Annotated in this window: 13 protein-coding genes; 7 read left to right on the top strand and 6 right to left on the bottom strand. The window is 62.5% G+C overall.

Annotated features, from left to right (window positions below):
- Positions 1-50 precede the first annotated feature (50 nt).
- From Pan216_RS05605 to Pan216_RS05620, 4 genes are all read right to left on the bottom strand, one after another.
- Entirely contained in the window at positions 51-1,388 is a 1,338-nt protein-coding gene (locus tag Pan216_RS05605) for a hypothetical protein (RefSeq protein ID WP_145255999.1), read from the bottom strand.
- Complete coding sequence (gene guaB / locus Pan216_RS05610; protein WP_145256001.1) at positions 1,375-2,838, bottom strand: IMP dehydrogenase; 1,464 nt, start codon at positions 2,836-2,838, stop codon at positions 1,375-1,377. The genes Pan216_RS05605 and guaB overlap by 14 nt, the downstream gene beginning before the upstream one ends.
- 182 nt (positions 2,839-3,020) lie before the next feature.
- A complete protein-coding gene (locus Pan216_RS05615) occupies positions 3,021-3,437 on the bottom strand; it encodes a hypothetical protein (protein WP_145256004.1) in 417 nt (138 codons plus the stop codon).
- Between the two features lie 189 nt (positions 3,438-3,626).
- On the bottom strand, positions 3,627-4,583 hold the full coding sequence (locus tag Pan216_RS05620; RefSeq protein WP_145256008.1) for a DUF1559 domain-containing protein: 957 nt from the start codon (positions 4,581-4,583) through the stop codon (positions 3,627-3,629).
- A 684-nt stretch (positions 4,584-5,267) separates the two neighbouring features.
- On the opposite strand from Pan216_RS05620, the gene Pan216_RS05625 reads away from it, so the two are divergent.
- Together Pan216_RS05625 and Pan216_RS05630 are read left to right on the top strand one after the other, a co-directional pair.
- Positions 5,268-6,260 carry a DUF1559 domain-containing protein gene (locus Pan216_RS05625; RefSeq protein WP_419193294.1) on the top strand — a complete coding sequence of 331 codons (993 nt, stop codon included), beginning with the start codon at positions 5,268-5,270 and terminating at the stop codon, positions 6,258-6,260.
- Between the two features lie 53 nt (positions 6,261-6,313).
- Positions 6,314-6,745 carry a hypothetical protein gene (locus Pan216_RS05630; RefSeq protein WP_145256014.1) on the top strand — a complete coding sequence of 144 codons (432 nt, stop codon included), beginning with the start codon at positions 6,314-6,316 and terminating at the stop codon, positions 6,743-6,745.
- Between the two features lie 15 nt (positions 6,746-6,760).
- On the opposite strand, the gene Pan216_RS05635 is transcribed toward Pan216_RS05630, so the two are convergent.
- Complete coding sequence (locus tag Pan216_RS05635; RefSeq protein ID WP_419193295.1) at positions 6,761-7,870, bottom strand: serine hydrolase domain-containing protein; 1,110 nt, start codon at positions 7,868-7,870, stop codon at positions 6,761-6,763.
- Positions 7,871-7,955: 85 nt separating this feature from the next.
- Here Pan216_RS05635 and mmuM point away from each other — a divergent pair, with 85 nt between their 5' ends.
- Complete coding sequence (gene mmuM, locus Pan216_RS05640) at positions 7,956-8,966, top strand: homocysteine S-methyltransferase (RefSeq protein WP_419193296.1); 1,011 nt, start codon at positions 7,956-7,958, stop codon at positions 8,964-8,966.
- On the opposite strand, the gene mgtE is transcribed toward mmuM, so the two are convergent.
- Positions 8,967-10,325, bottom strand: coding sequence for a magnesium transporter (gene mgtE / locus Pan216_RS05645; RefSeq protein ID WP_145256020.1), 1,359 nt, complete (start codon positions 10,323-10,325; stop codon positions 8,967-8,969).
- 304 nt (positions 10,326-10,629) lie between these two features.
- On the opposite strand from mgtE, the gene Pan216_RS05650 reads away from it, so the two are divergent.
- The 4 genes from Pan216_RS05650 (at position 10,630) to Pan216_RS05665 (ending at position 13,500) form a co-directional block, all read left to right on the top strand.
- Positions 10,630-11,151, top strand: coding sequence for a chemotaxis protein CheX (locus Pan216_RS05650; RefSeq protein WP_145256023.1), 522 nt, complete (start codon positions 10,630-10,632; stop codon positions 11,149-11,151).
- A gap of 258 nt (positions 11,152-11,409) precedes the next feature.
- Positions 11,410-11,766 (top strand): ArsR/SmtB family transcription factor, encoded by a 357-nt coding sequence (locus Pan216_RS05655; protein ID WP_419193297.1) that lies wholly within the window; start codon positions 11,410-11,412, stop codon positions 11,764-11,766.
- 53 nt (positions 11,767-11,819) lie between these two features.
- Positions 11,820-13,046: an ACR3 family arsenite efflux transporter gene (gene arsB / locus Pan216_RS05660; RefSeq protein WP_145256029.1), complete on the top strand. Its 1,227-nt coding sequence runs from the start codon at positions 11,820-11,822 to the stop codon at positions 13,044-13,046.
- Between the two features lie 28 nt (positions 13,047-13,074).
- Positions 13,075-13,500, top strand: a complete 426-nt coding sequence (locus tag Pan216_RS05665) for an arsenate reductase ArsC (protein ID WP_145256032.1) — start codon at positions 13,075-13,077, stop codon at positions 13,498-13,500.
- The last annotated feature ends 1,158 nt before the right edge of the window (positions 13,501-14,658 follow it).

Raw genomic sequence — 14,658 nt, forward strand, 5'->3', positions numbered from 1 at the left:
AGTCATCGAACGCTTGGTTCAACAAGCCTGCCAGATACACCTGTCTCACACTACGGGATGAGGCCGAAGATCAGTCCCATCGTAGCACATTCCAGGGCGATTCCGCCAGGATCGGGGTACGGCGGAAGAATTCGGTAAGGCAGCACGATGTCGCCTGGCATCGGTTGGCCGTTGCCGGTCTGGCAGGTCCACGGCGGATTCTTGCCGATGCTGTACGGGACGAAGATCAAGTCGAGCCAGAACTTGCCTTGGGCGATCGCCGGTTGGACGAGGTTGCCGTAGTTCTGTCCCCAACGTTCCAGGGAGACCTGCTCGAAGTAGAGCGGGTGGTAGTGAACGTTCGGTCCCTTGAAGATCGACGCCGTCGGCGCGAACTGCCGAGCCTCGAAGGGTCCCCCGTAGCGAACCGCGTCGAAGTTGTCGAAGGTGGTCGGCTGACCGACACTCTTCAGGCCGATCATCCCAGCGTACTGTGCATCCTCCTTGATGCTGTCGTCGGTCGCTTCGAGAATCACTTGGCCGTCGCGACGGACCGTCAGTTTGTTCTCGAACGCCCAAAACTGGAGCTGGAACGAGGTCTTGGCGGCCATCGTCCCGGTCTTGATGATCTCCCGTTTGCCCTTGACGCTCTTGCCGATCGTCACGGTGTCGGCATCGACGTAGGCGAAGTAGAAGGTGCTGATCTTGATCTGGTCGACGGTGTCGATCCAGGTGTTGGGATCGATCGCCCGGGCGACCAAGCCATACTCGCTGTCGGGACTGCCGAGTTCGACGTTGAGGGTGACGATCATGTCGGAGGTTCCGACCGACTCGTTGAGGATCGCGACCTCCGGGGGAGCGCCGACGGTGTAGACGCCGCGACGATCCTTGAGTTCCATGTCGCCGCGATGGTCCTGGGCGTCGTTTTTCCGACGGCCGGTCTCGCGATTCTGGAACCAGAGCGGGCCGAGGTTGGGGCTATCGGGGCTGTCGAAGGTGTCCTTGGGAGCGGGCACGAGAAAGATCTGGCTCGGATCCTGCTCCTTGAACTCGCTCTCGATGGTGCCGAGGAAGAAGTCCTCGGAGCCGAGCGTGAAGAGTCGGTCCCGTGAGGGCGGCTTGCTCTCGACCTTGAAGTAGTAGTCCGAATCGTCGCCGAACGCGCGGCCGGAGCCTCGTTTCAACTGCACGTCGGGCCTGATCTGGGCCTGGACGGGAATGATGCGCGCATCGCTTCGTTGGTCGAGGTCGAGGGTCGACTTGAAGACGGGCGCCCTCGTGTCGTCGTATTCTTCGATCGGCAGCGCCGAGCCACTGAATCGGGCGGGCGCTTGCGGTTGGTTGGTGCTGTCCGGGTAGGGCGGCACGGCAAACGCCGGTCCGGCCACGAGGGCACTAATTAGTGTCAAGATGACTGGTCGTGTAGTTCGGCGCTTCCTGCGTAATGAGAATGTCATGCGGATGACTCTCCTGTACTGCGGCCGCGGTGACGCGTATGAATCGGGACTTGGTCCTCAAGTCACCGATCGTCGGCGTGCCGCAGTAGCCCATCCCTGCTTTCAGCCCACCAACGAGCTGATAAACGAACTCCGAAAGCGGCCCCCGAAAGGGGACCCGTCCTTCCACTCCTTCGGGCACGAGCTTTTCGCTCGGCCCCTCCTGGCGATAGCGATCCTTCGATCCGGAGACCATGGCCCCCAGCGAACCCATCCCTCGATAGACCTTGAAGCTGCGTCCCTTGTAGATGATCGTTTGCCCAGGGCTTTCGGCCAATCCCGCGAAGAGACTGCCTAGCATCGCCACATGCGCCCCCGCGGCAATGGCTTTTGTCAGGTCGCCGCTATAACGGATTCCGCCGTCGGCGATAATCGAAACTCCTTCGGGTTCGGCTTCCTTGGCGGCCAAGTAAGCCGCCGTCAGTTGCGGAACTCCCACCCCGGAGATGACCCGCGTCGTGCAGATCGATCCGGGACCGATGCCGACCTTGATCGCGTCGGCGCCGGCGTTGAGCAGGGCACGCACTCCCTCGGGTGTTGCGACATTTCCCGCGATGACGTCGATATCGCAACTTCGCTTAATTCGCCGAACGGTCTCGATCACGTTCTCGCTGTGGCCGTGGGCACTGTCGACGACGACAACGTCCACGTCCCGTGAAATCAACGCTTCGACCCGCTCCAGATCGTTGACCCCGACCGCCGCTCCCACCCTTAGCCGACCGCGATCATCGCGGCAAGCCGAAGGGAAATTGAGCATCTTGTCGATGTCCTTGATCGTGATGAGTCCCTTCAGTCTGTATTCATCGTCCACCAGCAAAAGTTTCTCTACCCTCTTTTTCGTCAAAATCGCTTCAGCTTCCTTGAGCGTTGTTCCTTCCGGAGCCGTTACAAGCTGATCCTTGGTCATGACGTCGTCGATACGCGTCTGATCCTCGGTGACGAAACGGAGGTCGCGGCGGGTGAGAATGCCGCGGAGGACGCCGTTCTCGGTGCTCGGAACGCCGCTGATGTTGTGCAGCGCCATCACGTCGCGGGCTTCGCGGACGGTGGCGTGAGGGGGGAGGGTCACTGGATCGCTGATCACGCCGTTGGCGGAGCGTTTGACCTTCTCCACCTCGGAGAGTTGGCGGTCCAGGGTCATGTTCTTGTGAATGATGCCGAGACCACCCTCCTGGGCCAGCCCGATCGCGAGGTTGGCCTCGGTCACCGTGTCCATCGGGGCCGAAAGGAGCGGAATATTCAGCCTGATCCGCTTGGTGAGCTGAGTGCTGATGTCGATGTCACGGGGCAACACGTTGCTGTAGCCCGGGAGCAACAGAACGTCGTCAAAAGTCACGCCTTGGTAGGCGATACGCTCCTCCATGCGGCACCTCCGGTCGGAATCGGGTTCGATGAGCCTAAGATAGCTAGTTTATGGACGTCGGAGGCATCGCCAAGCAGTCTGATACCTGGGGAGGATGGGCACGATGATGCTAGTGGGAAGCGTGCGAGGAATGGGAGGCCTGGGAGGTTCCGCTTTGGGGGCTCGGGATGCCCCGCGCGGCTTCACTTCTTCGGCGTTGCCTCAACGGTGATGGCGAAGTCCTGGATCGTCTCCTCCTCCGGAAACGAGACCGACTGCCGGTGGTCTGAGACGAGTGTCTGGAACATCGTCTCTTCTTCGGGCAAGCGATCGTAGCCGGTGATCGAGACGACGTGGGGGCCTGGGACCACCCCTTTGCCGGTCGGGGTCTTGTAGGTTCCCTCGGTGAACTCGACGATCGTCTCCGGCCCCGAGTTCCCCTTCCCGCGATCGGGGGTGAATCGAATCACGCCCGCGGGGAGCGGTTCCCCGTTAAGGGTCACGTTCCCGCTGACGGAGAATCGAGCCGGTCCGGAGCGATCGCCACCGCAACCGATCAGTATCGCCGGCATCCACGCGATCAGGGCGACGCACGCGACCCGATGGAGACAGGGCGACACTCTAGCCAGAAATCTAGCGTGTCGTTCCTTCACGTTCTCAGGGTGCCTCTGGCTGATTGCCAGCAAGTGCAAGCGGATGAGGGCTCCGCTGACCCTCCATTTGAATCGCGACCAAATGCTAGTCATCTCGCAACCGATCCAGAGCATTCCGTTCAATCTTCTCATTTCATCTTCGCGGGGGCCGGGTCTTTAGAACGCCGACTCGAGCGGCTGTCCGTCGTCGCGAATACCGAGCTTGCGGTAGACGAATGTGTCCATGTTCTCGGAGAGAAAGTGTGTTGATCCATCCGCCATGACGACGTTGCAGCCTCCCTGATGATAGCTGCCGAAGCCTCGGCTCGAGCGCACGACGTTGTTCGCCGTCGCCGAATTGATCGGGTCGATCGCCGAGGACAAGCCGATCGGGTAGGGCCAGGCGCCGTCGATCGAGAGGGACGATGCCCAACCGGGAGACTTGGTGTCGACTTGCACGTTGCGTGACTCGGAGACCATGAAGACCTTCGAGGTGCCGTCGGAAATGTCCGACATGCGGACGCGGCTGTTGAGGTAGAGAACCCCGTTGTTGGAAAAGCCGCGCGTGTCGCCGCTGGCGGTGCAGACGAATCCCTCGTCGTTGGTGCCGGCCAGCGAACCGTCGGCGTGCGTCAACGCTCCACCCATCACGGCGTAGTAGGTGCTGCTAAACACCTCCAACTCGCCGCTGGGGTAGGTCGGGCACTGATAGATTCCCAAGTGCTCGTTGAAAAGATCGGAGTTGGGCGCCGATCCGACGTGGTCCTTGCGGGACGTGAATCGCCTTTCGAAGTTGAAGCGGTCGTAGAGCGCCGTTTGATCCAGGAAGGGGAGCACCAGCACCGACCAAGGAGCGTAGGCGGTCTGTTGCGTGACGGAGAAACACGTTCCCGAGGTCGTGTGCGATCGGTTGGAGACCTGGCCGGGAGGCAATGTCCCGTGGGCTTCATGATAGCCCTGAAGCGCGACGCCGAGTTGACGCATCTGATTGGTGCACTGGGAGCGGCGGGCCGCTTCGCGCGCCTGCTGGACCGCCGGCAACAAGAGCGACACCAGGACGCCGATGATGGCGATGACGACGAGGAGTTCCACCAGGGTGAACCCGAGGGAACGCTTTGGGGAGAGACGTTGCATGAGAGTTCTCCGACTCCTTGCGGGAAGCGAGGCACGATTGGGCACCAGGGGCGACATCCCCGCGCGTTCATCTTGGAAACCGTATTGCGGCGACGGTGGCATCGCTGACAAGCGGTGACAACGCGAACTCGTCGAACGCTCCCGCCGTGGTCATCCCGGTTCTCCCAGGAAGAGGTGGGGTCGCTGTCGAGACGGATCGTGGATGACGAAGACACGTTTTGGCCCAGTCGAGAATGTAACGCTCCAGCGGATGCGTCGCAAGCTCCATCGGCCAAGGTCCGGGACTTTGCGGAGCGTGCCCGACCTCGACGTCGCACCGCGGCTCATCGTCCATGGACGCCCTCCTCCAAACCGACGGGAAGGAGCGGGCAAGTCGACGACCCAGCGCGGGTGACGAGATTTCATAAAGGGTTTACCAGATTCTGTCGTTGCGTGCGCGGAACGCAAGCGCGATGCTCAGACGGAACCGATCATGTCCCCACGGAATGTCCAACCAGCGACGAAAGGCTTGATGTCCCCGGGCTTGGGATCCGAGGACACGAAACGATTGGCCCGTCGCGTCACGTTGGGATTCGTTGCCACGACCGTGAGCCGTCGTTCTTCGAACGAAGCCGACAACTCGGACGTTGATCGTAGGTGCCGGTACCAAGCATGTCCGCTCAACCGTTCTCTAGGAGTTGCCTCATGTCTTCGGCTTTCACGCGCCGACGGGCGTTCACGCTCGTCGAGCTTCTTGTCGTCATCGCCATCATCGGGATCCTGGTCGCCCTCTTGCTGCCGGCGGTGCAACAGGCCCGCGAGTCGGCTCGACGGATGCAGTGTTCCGGACGCCTCAAGCAGATCGGCATCGCCCTGCACAACTACCACGACGCCCACGGACAGTTTCCTCCGGGGAACTTGGGCCGTCAGAACGGCTCCACGTTTCGGTTCGGGAGGCCGGAGTGGCCCTACCTTCTGCACGCGTTGCTGGTGCACCTCGACAAGGCCTCCTACTACGAGTCGTTGACGGGCGATTGGAGCGACGTCGACCGGACGCCGTACTTCACGATGGCCAACTGGCCGACCGAGACGATCGGTGTTGGCATGGGGATCTTTCGCTGTCCGAGCGACCCGCAACCGGAGAATCACCGCGCCGTCACGTTGGCGAGCGGACCGAGTCTCTTCCTGACCAACTACCTCGGCATCTTCTCGGGACTCAACGATGGCGACAACGAACGCGATTCTCGCGGTGCCATGAGCGACCCGAAGATGAAAGCGACCTTCACGTACAACTACGGCTCGTCACTCGCCAACTTGACCGACGGATCGAGCAAGACGATGATGCTCGCCGAGTACCTCACCGGCTACGCCAACAACTCACGCGGTTGGCCCTGGACGCATCGGGCGGGCTGTCAGTTCCTCTATCCGGCTAATACGCCCAACTCCTCGGCCCCCGATAGCCTTCTCGGGCACGCGCTCTTTTGCACCTCCCCCGGACACGATCAGCCCGAGCGTAACTTGCCGTGCATTCCCGAGACGACCGACCGCAATCACGCCAGTCCGCGCAGCCAGCACCCCGGCGGCGTGCACGCGTTGATGGCCGACGGCGCGGTCCGCTTTGTCGGCGATACCATCGACATCGGCGTTTGGCGTGGCTCGGCCTGGGTGGCCGATGGCGCGATCGTCGACGGGCTGTGATCCGGGGCGTAGGACGAGTGGAGGCCACGATGAATGGGAGAGGATCGTTGAACGTGAACGCCACCCGATGGCTGCTTGTGGGCATCGTTTGCTTCGCGGGTTGCTCGGCGGAGAATGGCCCAGCCCGTTCGCGGGTCGTGGGCCGAGTGAATGTCGACGGGCACCCGCTCCCCTCGGGGATGATCCGATTGACGCCGATCGAGGGGACCCGCGGTCCGACGGCGGGAGCTTCGATCGCCGAAGGGATGTTTGTCGTCCGTCAAGATCGCGGACCGGTGAGGGGTAAGCACCGCGTCGAGATCCGGGCCTACCGGCAAACGGGACGCAAAGTCGCCGAACCGGGGTTGGGAGAGGGTGTCCTCGTCGACGAGACCGAGCAATACCTTCCCGCCCACTACAACGACGAGAGCACCCTCGTGCTCGACGTGCGAGAGCGGAGCCAGACCTTCGACGTCGACTTGACGCTCGAGCCGTCCGCACCGTGAAGGATTGGTGGGAACCTATTGGCTAGAGGAGGAGCGAAGCTTGTCGATCAGCTTCACTCCCGTGCCCGTCGCGTTGAAGGAACTTTGGTTGCCGAGGACGACGACGGCGATGCGCTTCTCCGGGATGAAGCCGGCATAGGTACGGTAGCCCCCGGTCCCGCCGTTGTGCCAAACGAGCCCACGGCGCTTGTCGAGGTGCCAACCGAGTCCGACCTCGGCGCGGTCTTTCTTGATCTCGCGTCGCGGCTTGGTGGCGTCGACGAGGACCGGACGTAGGTCCGTCGCTCGCTCTCCCATCACCGCGTCGAGAAACGCGAGCATGTCCCGGCCGCTCGATCGCAGTGCCCCGGCGCCGGCGAGCGTCGGGAGATCCCAGTTTTCCGCCCGTTCTCCTCTCTTGCCGTACGGGGGCGCGAGCCGTTCCTTCAGGTCCGCGTCGAGCGTGACCCGCGTGCTGTCGAGTCCCAGGGGCTCACAGAGCCGGTCGACGACGAGGTCCTCGTACGACGTGCCCGCCTTGCGGGAGAGGACGTGACCGAGAAGTCCGGCCCCGAGGTTGCTGTAGGCATAGCCCGGTTCCGGCACCTTTTGCCCGACCACACTCGCGAGGCCCGCGACCGTCGGCAGTTTCGACCGCGCGGTGAGGAAGGACTCCAACTGCTCGACCGAATAGTCGGCATAGGGGTTCTTCCAGTCCTTGGGGGAAAAGTTGGTTGGCAGCCGCGGCAACCCCGAGGTGTGGGTCGTGAGATCGAGCAGAGTGATTTCCCCGTCGCCCCGCTTCGGCACGAGAACGCCCTCGGGGAGCAACTCTTGGACGGGCGTATCGAGCTTCACCTCTCCCCGGCGCACCATGTCCGCCAGCAGGTTACCGGTGAAGACTTTGGTGATCGATCCAATCTCGTAGACCGTGTCGGCGTCGGGCTTGGTGGGATCCTCGTCGGACTTGGCTCCCAAGCCGACAAAGCCGAACTCGTCACCCACGCGGTAGGCGACGAGGACCGACTTCGCCTTGCCCTCGTCGATTGCCGGCTGGATCAGGTCCGCGATCGTTGTTTCTCGGACCTCTCCCGAGCCGAGACCACCAAGAGAGACCAGTAGCGTTGCCAATATCGTCGTGTTCATGGAGTGCCCCATCAATCCCGGTATCTGTCCCCGCTGGCCAAACTAGCGTCCCGTTCGAACCGCCTCCAAGGAATTCGTTACGCTGATGAAAGTATTGGGTCCGTCGTTTCCGCCATTGGTCGACTATCGGAGCACCGCCACCATGTCCTCCCACGACCTCCTCACCGAGCGACTCAACGAGAAGGGCTACCTCCTCCTTGATGGTGGCTTGGCGACGGAGCTGGAGCGTCGCGGTTTCGACGTCAACGATCCGCTCTGGTCGGCCCGGGTGCTCTTGGAAGAGCCGCACGCGATCGAGGCACTCCATTTCGACTACCTGCAAGCGGGAGCCGACTGCCTGATCACCTCGAGCTACCAGGCCTCCTTCGCCGGCTTCGCGAAGCGGGGACTGTCGCGGGAGGAGGCGATCGCGGTGATGAAGCGATCCTACGCCGTCGCGTTTCGGGGGCGGGCGATGCATCTGATTCGTAGTGGCATTCGTGGAGCGGAGTGTCGGCCCGTGATCGCCGCGTCCATTGGGCCCTACGGCGCGACGCTGCACGATGGCTCGGAATACCGCGGCGACTACGGTCTCTCGCGCGAGGAATTGATCGACTTTCACCACGAGCGGATGGAGGCCCTCGCCGAGACCGACGCCGATCTCTTCGCGTGCGAGACGATTCCCTCGCTGCTTGAGGCCGAGGCTCTCGGGGAACTCCTCGCGGAGGTCGCGCGGCCGCCCGCTTGGGTCTGCTTCTCCTGCAAGGACGGTCGGCACCTCTGCCACGGCGAGCCGATTCGCGAGGCCGCCGCGCTGCTCGATGGAGTTGCCGCCGTCGTCGCGATCGGTGTCAACTGTACCGCCCCGAGGCACCTCGAGTCGCTCATTGGGGAGATCCGCGCCGCGACGGAGAAGCCAATCGTCGTCTACCCGAATTCGGGGGAGACCTGGGATGCCAAGAGACGTTGTTGGGTGGGGACGTCGGATCCCGGGGAGTTCGCCCGAGCCGCCGAGCGTTGGTTTCAGGCCGGCGCCCGCATCATCGGGGGATGCTGCCGAACAGGCCCGGAGCACATCGCCGCACTCCACGAGCGACTCGGTCGGTCCAAGGTCTGATCAGTGCCAGAAGGGCAAGATCGATGCGGCGATGGTGCAGTAGATGAAAATCCCGACGACGTCGACCATGCTCGCGACGAAGGGCCCGGAGCTGATCGCCGGGTCGAGCCCGACTCGCTTGAAGAAGAGGGGCATCAGCGCTCCGACCAACGAGCCGCACGTCGTCACCGACACGAGTGCCAGCACCAGCGTTAAGCCGAGCCCGGCGGTCTCTTGGAAGAAGATGCTCACCACCAGCGCGCCGAAGACCCCGACCAGCAGGCCGAGGGAGATGCCCGCGAAGAGCTCCCGCAGTCCCACACGCAACCAGTCCTTCATGTCGACTTCGCCGATCGCGAGAGCCCGCGTGATGAGCGAGGCGGTTTGCGAGCCGCTGTTGCCCCCCGTCGCGGTGATCACCGGCATGAAGATCACCAGGATCACGAAGGTCGCGAAGAGCTCCTCGTAGTTGCGGAGCACGAAGCTGGTCAGCATCTCGGCGCAGAAGAGCAGGTAGAGCCAAATGACCCGCTTGCGGATCATCACGCCGATCGAGCTTTCGAAGTAGGAGTTCTCGAGCGGCTGGACCGCACCCATGAGGTGGGCGTCCTCGGTCGCTTCCTCGATGACGACGTCGATCACGTCGTCGTGGGTGATGATGCCGACGAGGCGGATCTCCTGATCGACCACCGGCAGGGCGATCAAGTCGTATTGCGCCAGCCGATCGGCGACGAGCTCGACGTCCATGTCGGTCATCACGTACATGACGTCCTCGCGCATCACTTGCCCGACCGTCTTGGTGGGGCTGGCGAGGATCAGGTCCTTGAGCGAGACGAAGCCGATCAAGTGCCGGTCGGCGTCGACGACGTAGACGTAGTAGATCGTTTCGCGATCGGGCGCTTCCTTGCGGAGTTTGCCGAGCGCCTCGGCGACGGTGTCCTGGGCCAACAGCGCGGCGTAGTCGGTCGTCATGATCGAGCCGGCCGTCTGCTCGGGATAACGCGACAGTCGCAGGATGTCCTCGCGGTCGGCCCGGGCCACGAGGGGCATGACGCGCGATTGACGCTCGTCGTCCATCCGCTTGACCAAGTCGACGCGGTCGTCATGCGACATCAGTTCGAGAAGCTGGGCCAACTCGTCGCGCGGAAGTCGTTCGACGATCTCGTCCTGGTCCTCTTCGTCGAGGTACTCGAAGATTCCGACACGGACCTCCGCGGGGATGTGGCGAAAGGCTTCCCAGTGCTGCTCCAGATTCTCCTGCTCGTCGAGCACCTCCACGACCAGCGACGGGTGAATCATCGCGCTGATCTCGGCGATCGACTCCCAGTCCTGTTCCTGAAACGCCTGGCGCAGGTCGGGGAGGATAAGTTGTTCCAGCATGATGATCTCCTCCGCGCGAGCCAAGTCTCGTGGAGCGATGTCGGTTCGGGAAACTGAGGGAGGGTCAACCTCTCCACACGCGTGTCGTTCGAATGTTATCGAGTGATCGTGGAGTCTTCACGAAGTCTCCGCATTCTTGGAACCGCCGGGCCGGCGAGTGCTCCGCGTTGTCGTAGGGACGACACCTCGCTCACCCTCGCGTCAGGGCGTGCTAAAATCAAGCGGCACGCGAATTCGTTCGGCGTCCCGTTTATCAAGCTCTCTTGATCTATCGTTGGCGTGATCGACAACAAGGGGAACCAGGATGGCGTTAAAGTTGCAGTTGGACGAGACGTTGGTCAATGCCATGATCGACGCCGGCGCCGCCGGATTCGACCTGGGGAACTTGAAAGCCCGATGTGTCGGCGTTTCCCGCTCCTTCCCCACCGCCCTGGCCGACGTTTCCGGGATCGTGGGACTCGCCGGACGAACCAACGGCTCGATTCTGGTCAACATGTGCCAGAAGGTCGCCCTCAAGCTCGCCAGCGGCATGCTCATGGAGGACTTCACCACGTTCAACGAGGATGTGCTCGACAGCATCGGGGAACTGGCCAATGTCATCGGCGGGCGGCTCAAGAGTCAGCTTGCCAATAGTGGCTATCCGATCGACAATATCACCCTGCCGTCGGTCATCGTTGGCCAGGACTATTTTGTGAGCCATTCCAAAGGACTTCTGGTTTATCATGTGACCTTCCAGGTGGACGATCCGGAGTTGCTGGTGCTCGCGGATCGAACGGTCCATGTCGCGATGAGCGTGATGGCCAAGGACCTCAAGCCTTCCCGCTAGTGCACTGGTCCATCGAAACGTTCGGGTGCCACCGGCTGCTTGTCAGCCAGTGCCAAGAGGTGCTGACGACACCATCACGAACGTCAAGTCGGAACCGAGCCCTAGCTTTCCGTTGATTCAAGCGGGGCAAGGCGGCAGCGAATAGATCAACGGGATGCTAGCCCCTTGGCCATGGGACGTGAACGATGGCGTCAGGGCCGCCACCAGTCCTTGACGCCCTTGGGAGAGTAGGGTATATTCCCTCAGGCGAATATGGCGTTGAAAGCTACCGAGGCCTCGCTCGACGTGGAGACCCTCTTCCGGGCACTGTCCGATCGCACGCGCCTCCGCATCCTCAATCTCCTCCGCAGTGGGGAACTGTGCGTGTGCGACTTGGTCAACGTCCTGGACGTGCCGCAGCCGACCGCCTCTCGCCATTTGGCCTATCTGCGCCGGGCGGAGCTGGTCGTGTCGCGCAAGGAGGGACTGTGGCAGCACTACCGCTTGTCGGCGAGTCGCACACTCCTTCACGAGAAGCTTCTTGAGTGTGTCGAGGCGTCGGTTGCGTTGGTGCCCGAGCTGACCGCTGACCTCGAGCGACTCCGGCTCGATGGCTGTTCGGAGCGGTGCGGGTAAATTTTTTTGTTTAATATATTCGCATAAGCGAATTTAGTAGGGGTTCCTCAACCATGGCGACCAAGTCTTCGGAACCCGCCGAGCAGGCGGCCGAGATGGGTTTCTTCGAACGCTACCTGACCCTCTGGGTGGGGCTCTGCATCGTGGCCGGCATTCTGCTGGGCAAGGCGGCTCCCGGACTGGCCCAGTCGCTCGACAACATGGCGATCTACGTCGACGGCGCTCCGGTCGTCTCCATCCCCATCGCTCTGTGCCTCTTTTTCATGATGTACCCGATCATGGTCAAGATCGACTTCGGCGAGGTAGTCCGGGCCGGGCGCGCGGTCGTTCCCGTCGGCCTGACGCTGTTTATTAACTGGGCGATCAAGCCCTTCACGATGTACGCGATCGCGACTTTTTTCCTGGGAACGGTCTTTCTCGGCTTCATCGGTCCCGACGCCACCGACCTGGTCAAGCCGCCGCTTGGGGTCGATCTCGAGGTCGGGGCCCACTACGGCGCCGGCGAGGTCGTCCTCGTCGACGGGGTGAAGATGCTCCAAGTCCCGCTCTGGCGAAGCTACCTCGCGGGCTGCATCCTGCTCGGCATCGCCCCGTGCACCGCGATGGTGCTCGTCTGGGGGGCGCTCGCCAAGGGCAACGATGGGCACACGCTCGTCATGGTGGCGATCAACTCCCTGACGATGTTGCTGCTTTACGGCGTCCTGGGTGGGTTGCTTCTCGGAGTCGGTCAACTCCCAGTCCCGTGGCGAGCCCTGCTCCTGTCGATCGTCGTCTATGTCGCGTTGCCGTTGGTCGCTGGCTTCCTTAGCCGCAAGTGGCTGATCGCCACCAAGGGGGAGGAGTGGTTCCAGCGGACCTTTCTGGGTTGGCTGACGCCGGTCACCATCACGGCGCTGTTGGTGACGCTGGTGCTGCTCTTCTGCTTCAAGGGCGACGTGATTCTCTCGAATCCGCTTACCATCGTTTGGATCGCCGTTCCACTCTTCGTGCAAACGGTGGCGATCTTCGCCCTGGGCTATGGGTTGTCCCGACTGGTGGGGCTCCGTTACGAGAACGCGGCACCCACGGCGATGATCGGAGCCTCCAATCACTTCGAAGTCGCGATCGCGACCGCGGTGATGCTCTACGGACTTTCTTCGGGAGCCGCGTTGGCGACGGTGGTCGGCGTCTTGATCGAGGTACCCGTCATGCTGATGCTGGTCAAGTTCTGTAAGAGAACCGAGGGATGGTTCCCCGAGGGGAACCGGTCGTGTGTGCTCGAAACCGCCGACGCGACGTAGCGATGTTGGGGGCAAGGGAGGGGAAACGATGAGTAAGCGAGTGCTCATTCTCTGTACCGGCAACTCGTGCCGTTCGCAGATGGCCGAAGGGCTGTGGCGGGAGATCGCCGCGGGGACGTGGGAGGCGGCATCGGCCGGTTCTCAGCCGTCCGGCTACGTCCATCCGCTGGCGATCGAGGTCATGAACGAGGTTGGCATCGACATCTCTGGCCAGACCAGCAAGTCGGTCGTGGAATATCAGGGTGAGTCGTTCGATCTCGTGATCACGGTTTGCGACAACGCCAAGGAGTCGTGTCCCGTCTTTCCCAGCGTCGGCGAGGTGCTTCACTGGCCCTTCGAGGATCCCGCCTCGGCCAGCGGTAGCGAGGAAGAAAAGCGGGAGTTCTTCCAACGCGTTCGCGACCAAATCGGCGCCCGAATCGAGCAGTATCTCGCCGAAAAGCCCGTCGCGTAGACGAATCTCTTCGCGTGGTGCCGATGGCTTGCCCATCGGGGTGGTGTCGCCACAAGAGTCCCTGGTGACGAGGTGTTTCTGTCGAACGACTGTGTGGCGTTGGGCCTCTTGCGTGCTTCGCACGCCCAGGTTGGCGAGCAACCTGGGCTACCCATGGAATGGAGCGTGGAACGCGCGGGGTGGCCCCGATGGCTTGGCGGGGTGGCCCAGATTGCTCGTCAATCTGGGTGGCGTCGCCACAAGAGTCCCTGGTGACGAGATGTTTCTGTCGAACGACTGTGTTCCGTTGAGCCTCTTGCGTGCTTCGCACGCCCAGGTTGGCAAGCAACCTGGGCTACCCATGGAATGGAGCGTGGAACGCGCGGGGTGGCCCCGATGGCTTGGCGGGGTGGCCCAGATTGCTCGTCAATCTGGGTGGCGTCGCCACAAGAGTCCCTGGTGACGAGATGGTACTGTCGAACGAATGTGTTCCGTTGGGCCTCTTGCGTGCTTCGCACGCCCAGGTTGGCGAGCAACCTGGGCCACCCATGGAATGGAGCGTGGAACGCGCGGGGTGGCCCCGATTGCTTGGCGGGGTGGCCCCGATTGCTTGCCAATCGGGGTGGCGTCGCCACAAGAGTCCCTGGTGACGAGGTGTTTCTGTCGAACGACTGTGTGGCGTTGGGCCTCTTGCGTGCTTCGCACGCCCAGGTTGGCAAGCAACCTGAGCCACCCATGGAATGGAGCGTGGAACGCGCGGGGTGGCCCCGATGGCTTGGCGGGGTGGCCCAGATTGCTCGTCAATCTGGGTGGCGTCGCCACAAGAGTCCCTGGTGACGAGATGGTACTGTCGAACGACTGTGTTCCGTTGAGCCTCTTGCGTGCTTCGCACGCCCAGGTTGGCGAGCAACCTGGGCTACCCATGGAATGGAGCGTGGAACGCGCGGGGTGGCACCGATGGCTTGGCGGGGTGGCCCAGATTGCTCGTCAATCTGGGTGGCGTCGCCACAAGAGTCCCTGGTGACGAGGTGGTTCTGTCGAACGACAGTGTGGCGTTGGGCCTCTTGCGTGCTTCGCACGCCCAGGTTGGCAAGCAACCTGGGCTACCCATGGAATGGAGCGTGGAACGCGCGGGGTGGCACCGATTGCTTGGCGGGGTGGCCCAGATTGCTCGTCAAT

The sequence above is a fragment of the Kolteria novifilia genome, from assembly GCA_007748055.1.
GTDB lineage: Bacteria > Planctomycetota > Planctomycetia > Kolteriales > Kolteriaceae > Kolteria > Kolteria novifilia.

Coding starts and splice junctions, on each gene's coding strand:
- Pan216_RS05635 (WP_419193295.1), bottom strand. CDS start 7,870: ATGAACACGACGATATTGGCAACGCTACTGGTCTCTCTTGGTGGTCTC.
- mmuM (WP_419193296.1), top strand. CDS start 7,956: ATGAAAGTATTGGGTCCGTCGTTTCCGCCATTGGTCGACTATCGGAGC.
- mgtE (WP_145256020.1), bottom strand. CDS start 10,325: ATGCTGGAACAACTTATCCTCCCCGACCTGCGCCAGGCGTTTCAGGAA.
- Pan216_RS05625 (WP_419193294.1), top strand. CDS start 5,268: ATGTCTTCGGCTTTCACGCGCCGACGGGCGTTCACGCTCGTCGAGCTT.
- Pan216_RS05665 (WP_145256032.1), top strand. CDS start 13,075: ATGAGTAAGCGAGTGCTCATTCTCTGTACCGGCAACTCGTGCCGTTCG.
- Pan216_RS05650 (WP_145256023.1), top strand. CDS start 10,630: ATGGCGTTAAAGTTGCAGTTGGACGAGACGTTGGTCAATGCCATGATC.
- guaB (WP_145256001.1), bottom strand. CDS start 2,838: ATGGAGGAGCGTATCGCCTACCAAGGCGTGACTTTTGACGACGTTCTG.
- arsB (WP_145256029.1), top strand. CDS start 11,820: ATGGCGACCAAGTCTTCGGAACCCGCCGAGCAGGCGGCCGAGATGGGT.
- Pan216_RS05620 (WP_145256008.1), bottom strand. CDS start 4,583: ATGCAACGTCTCTCCCCAAAGCGTTCCCTCGGGTTCACCCTGGTGGAA.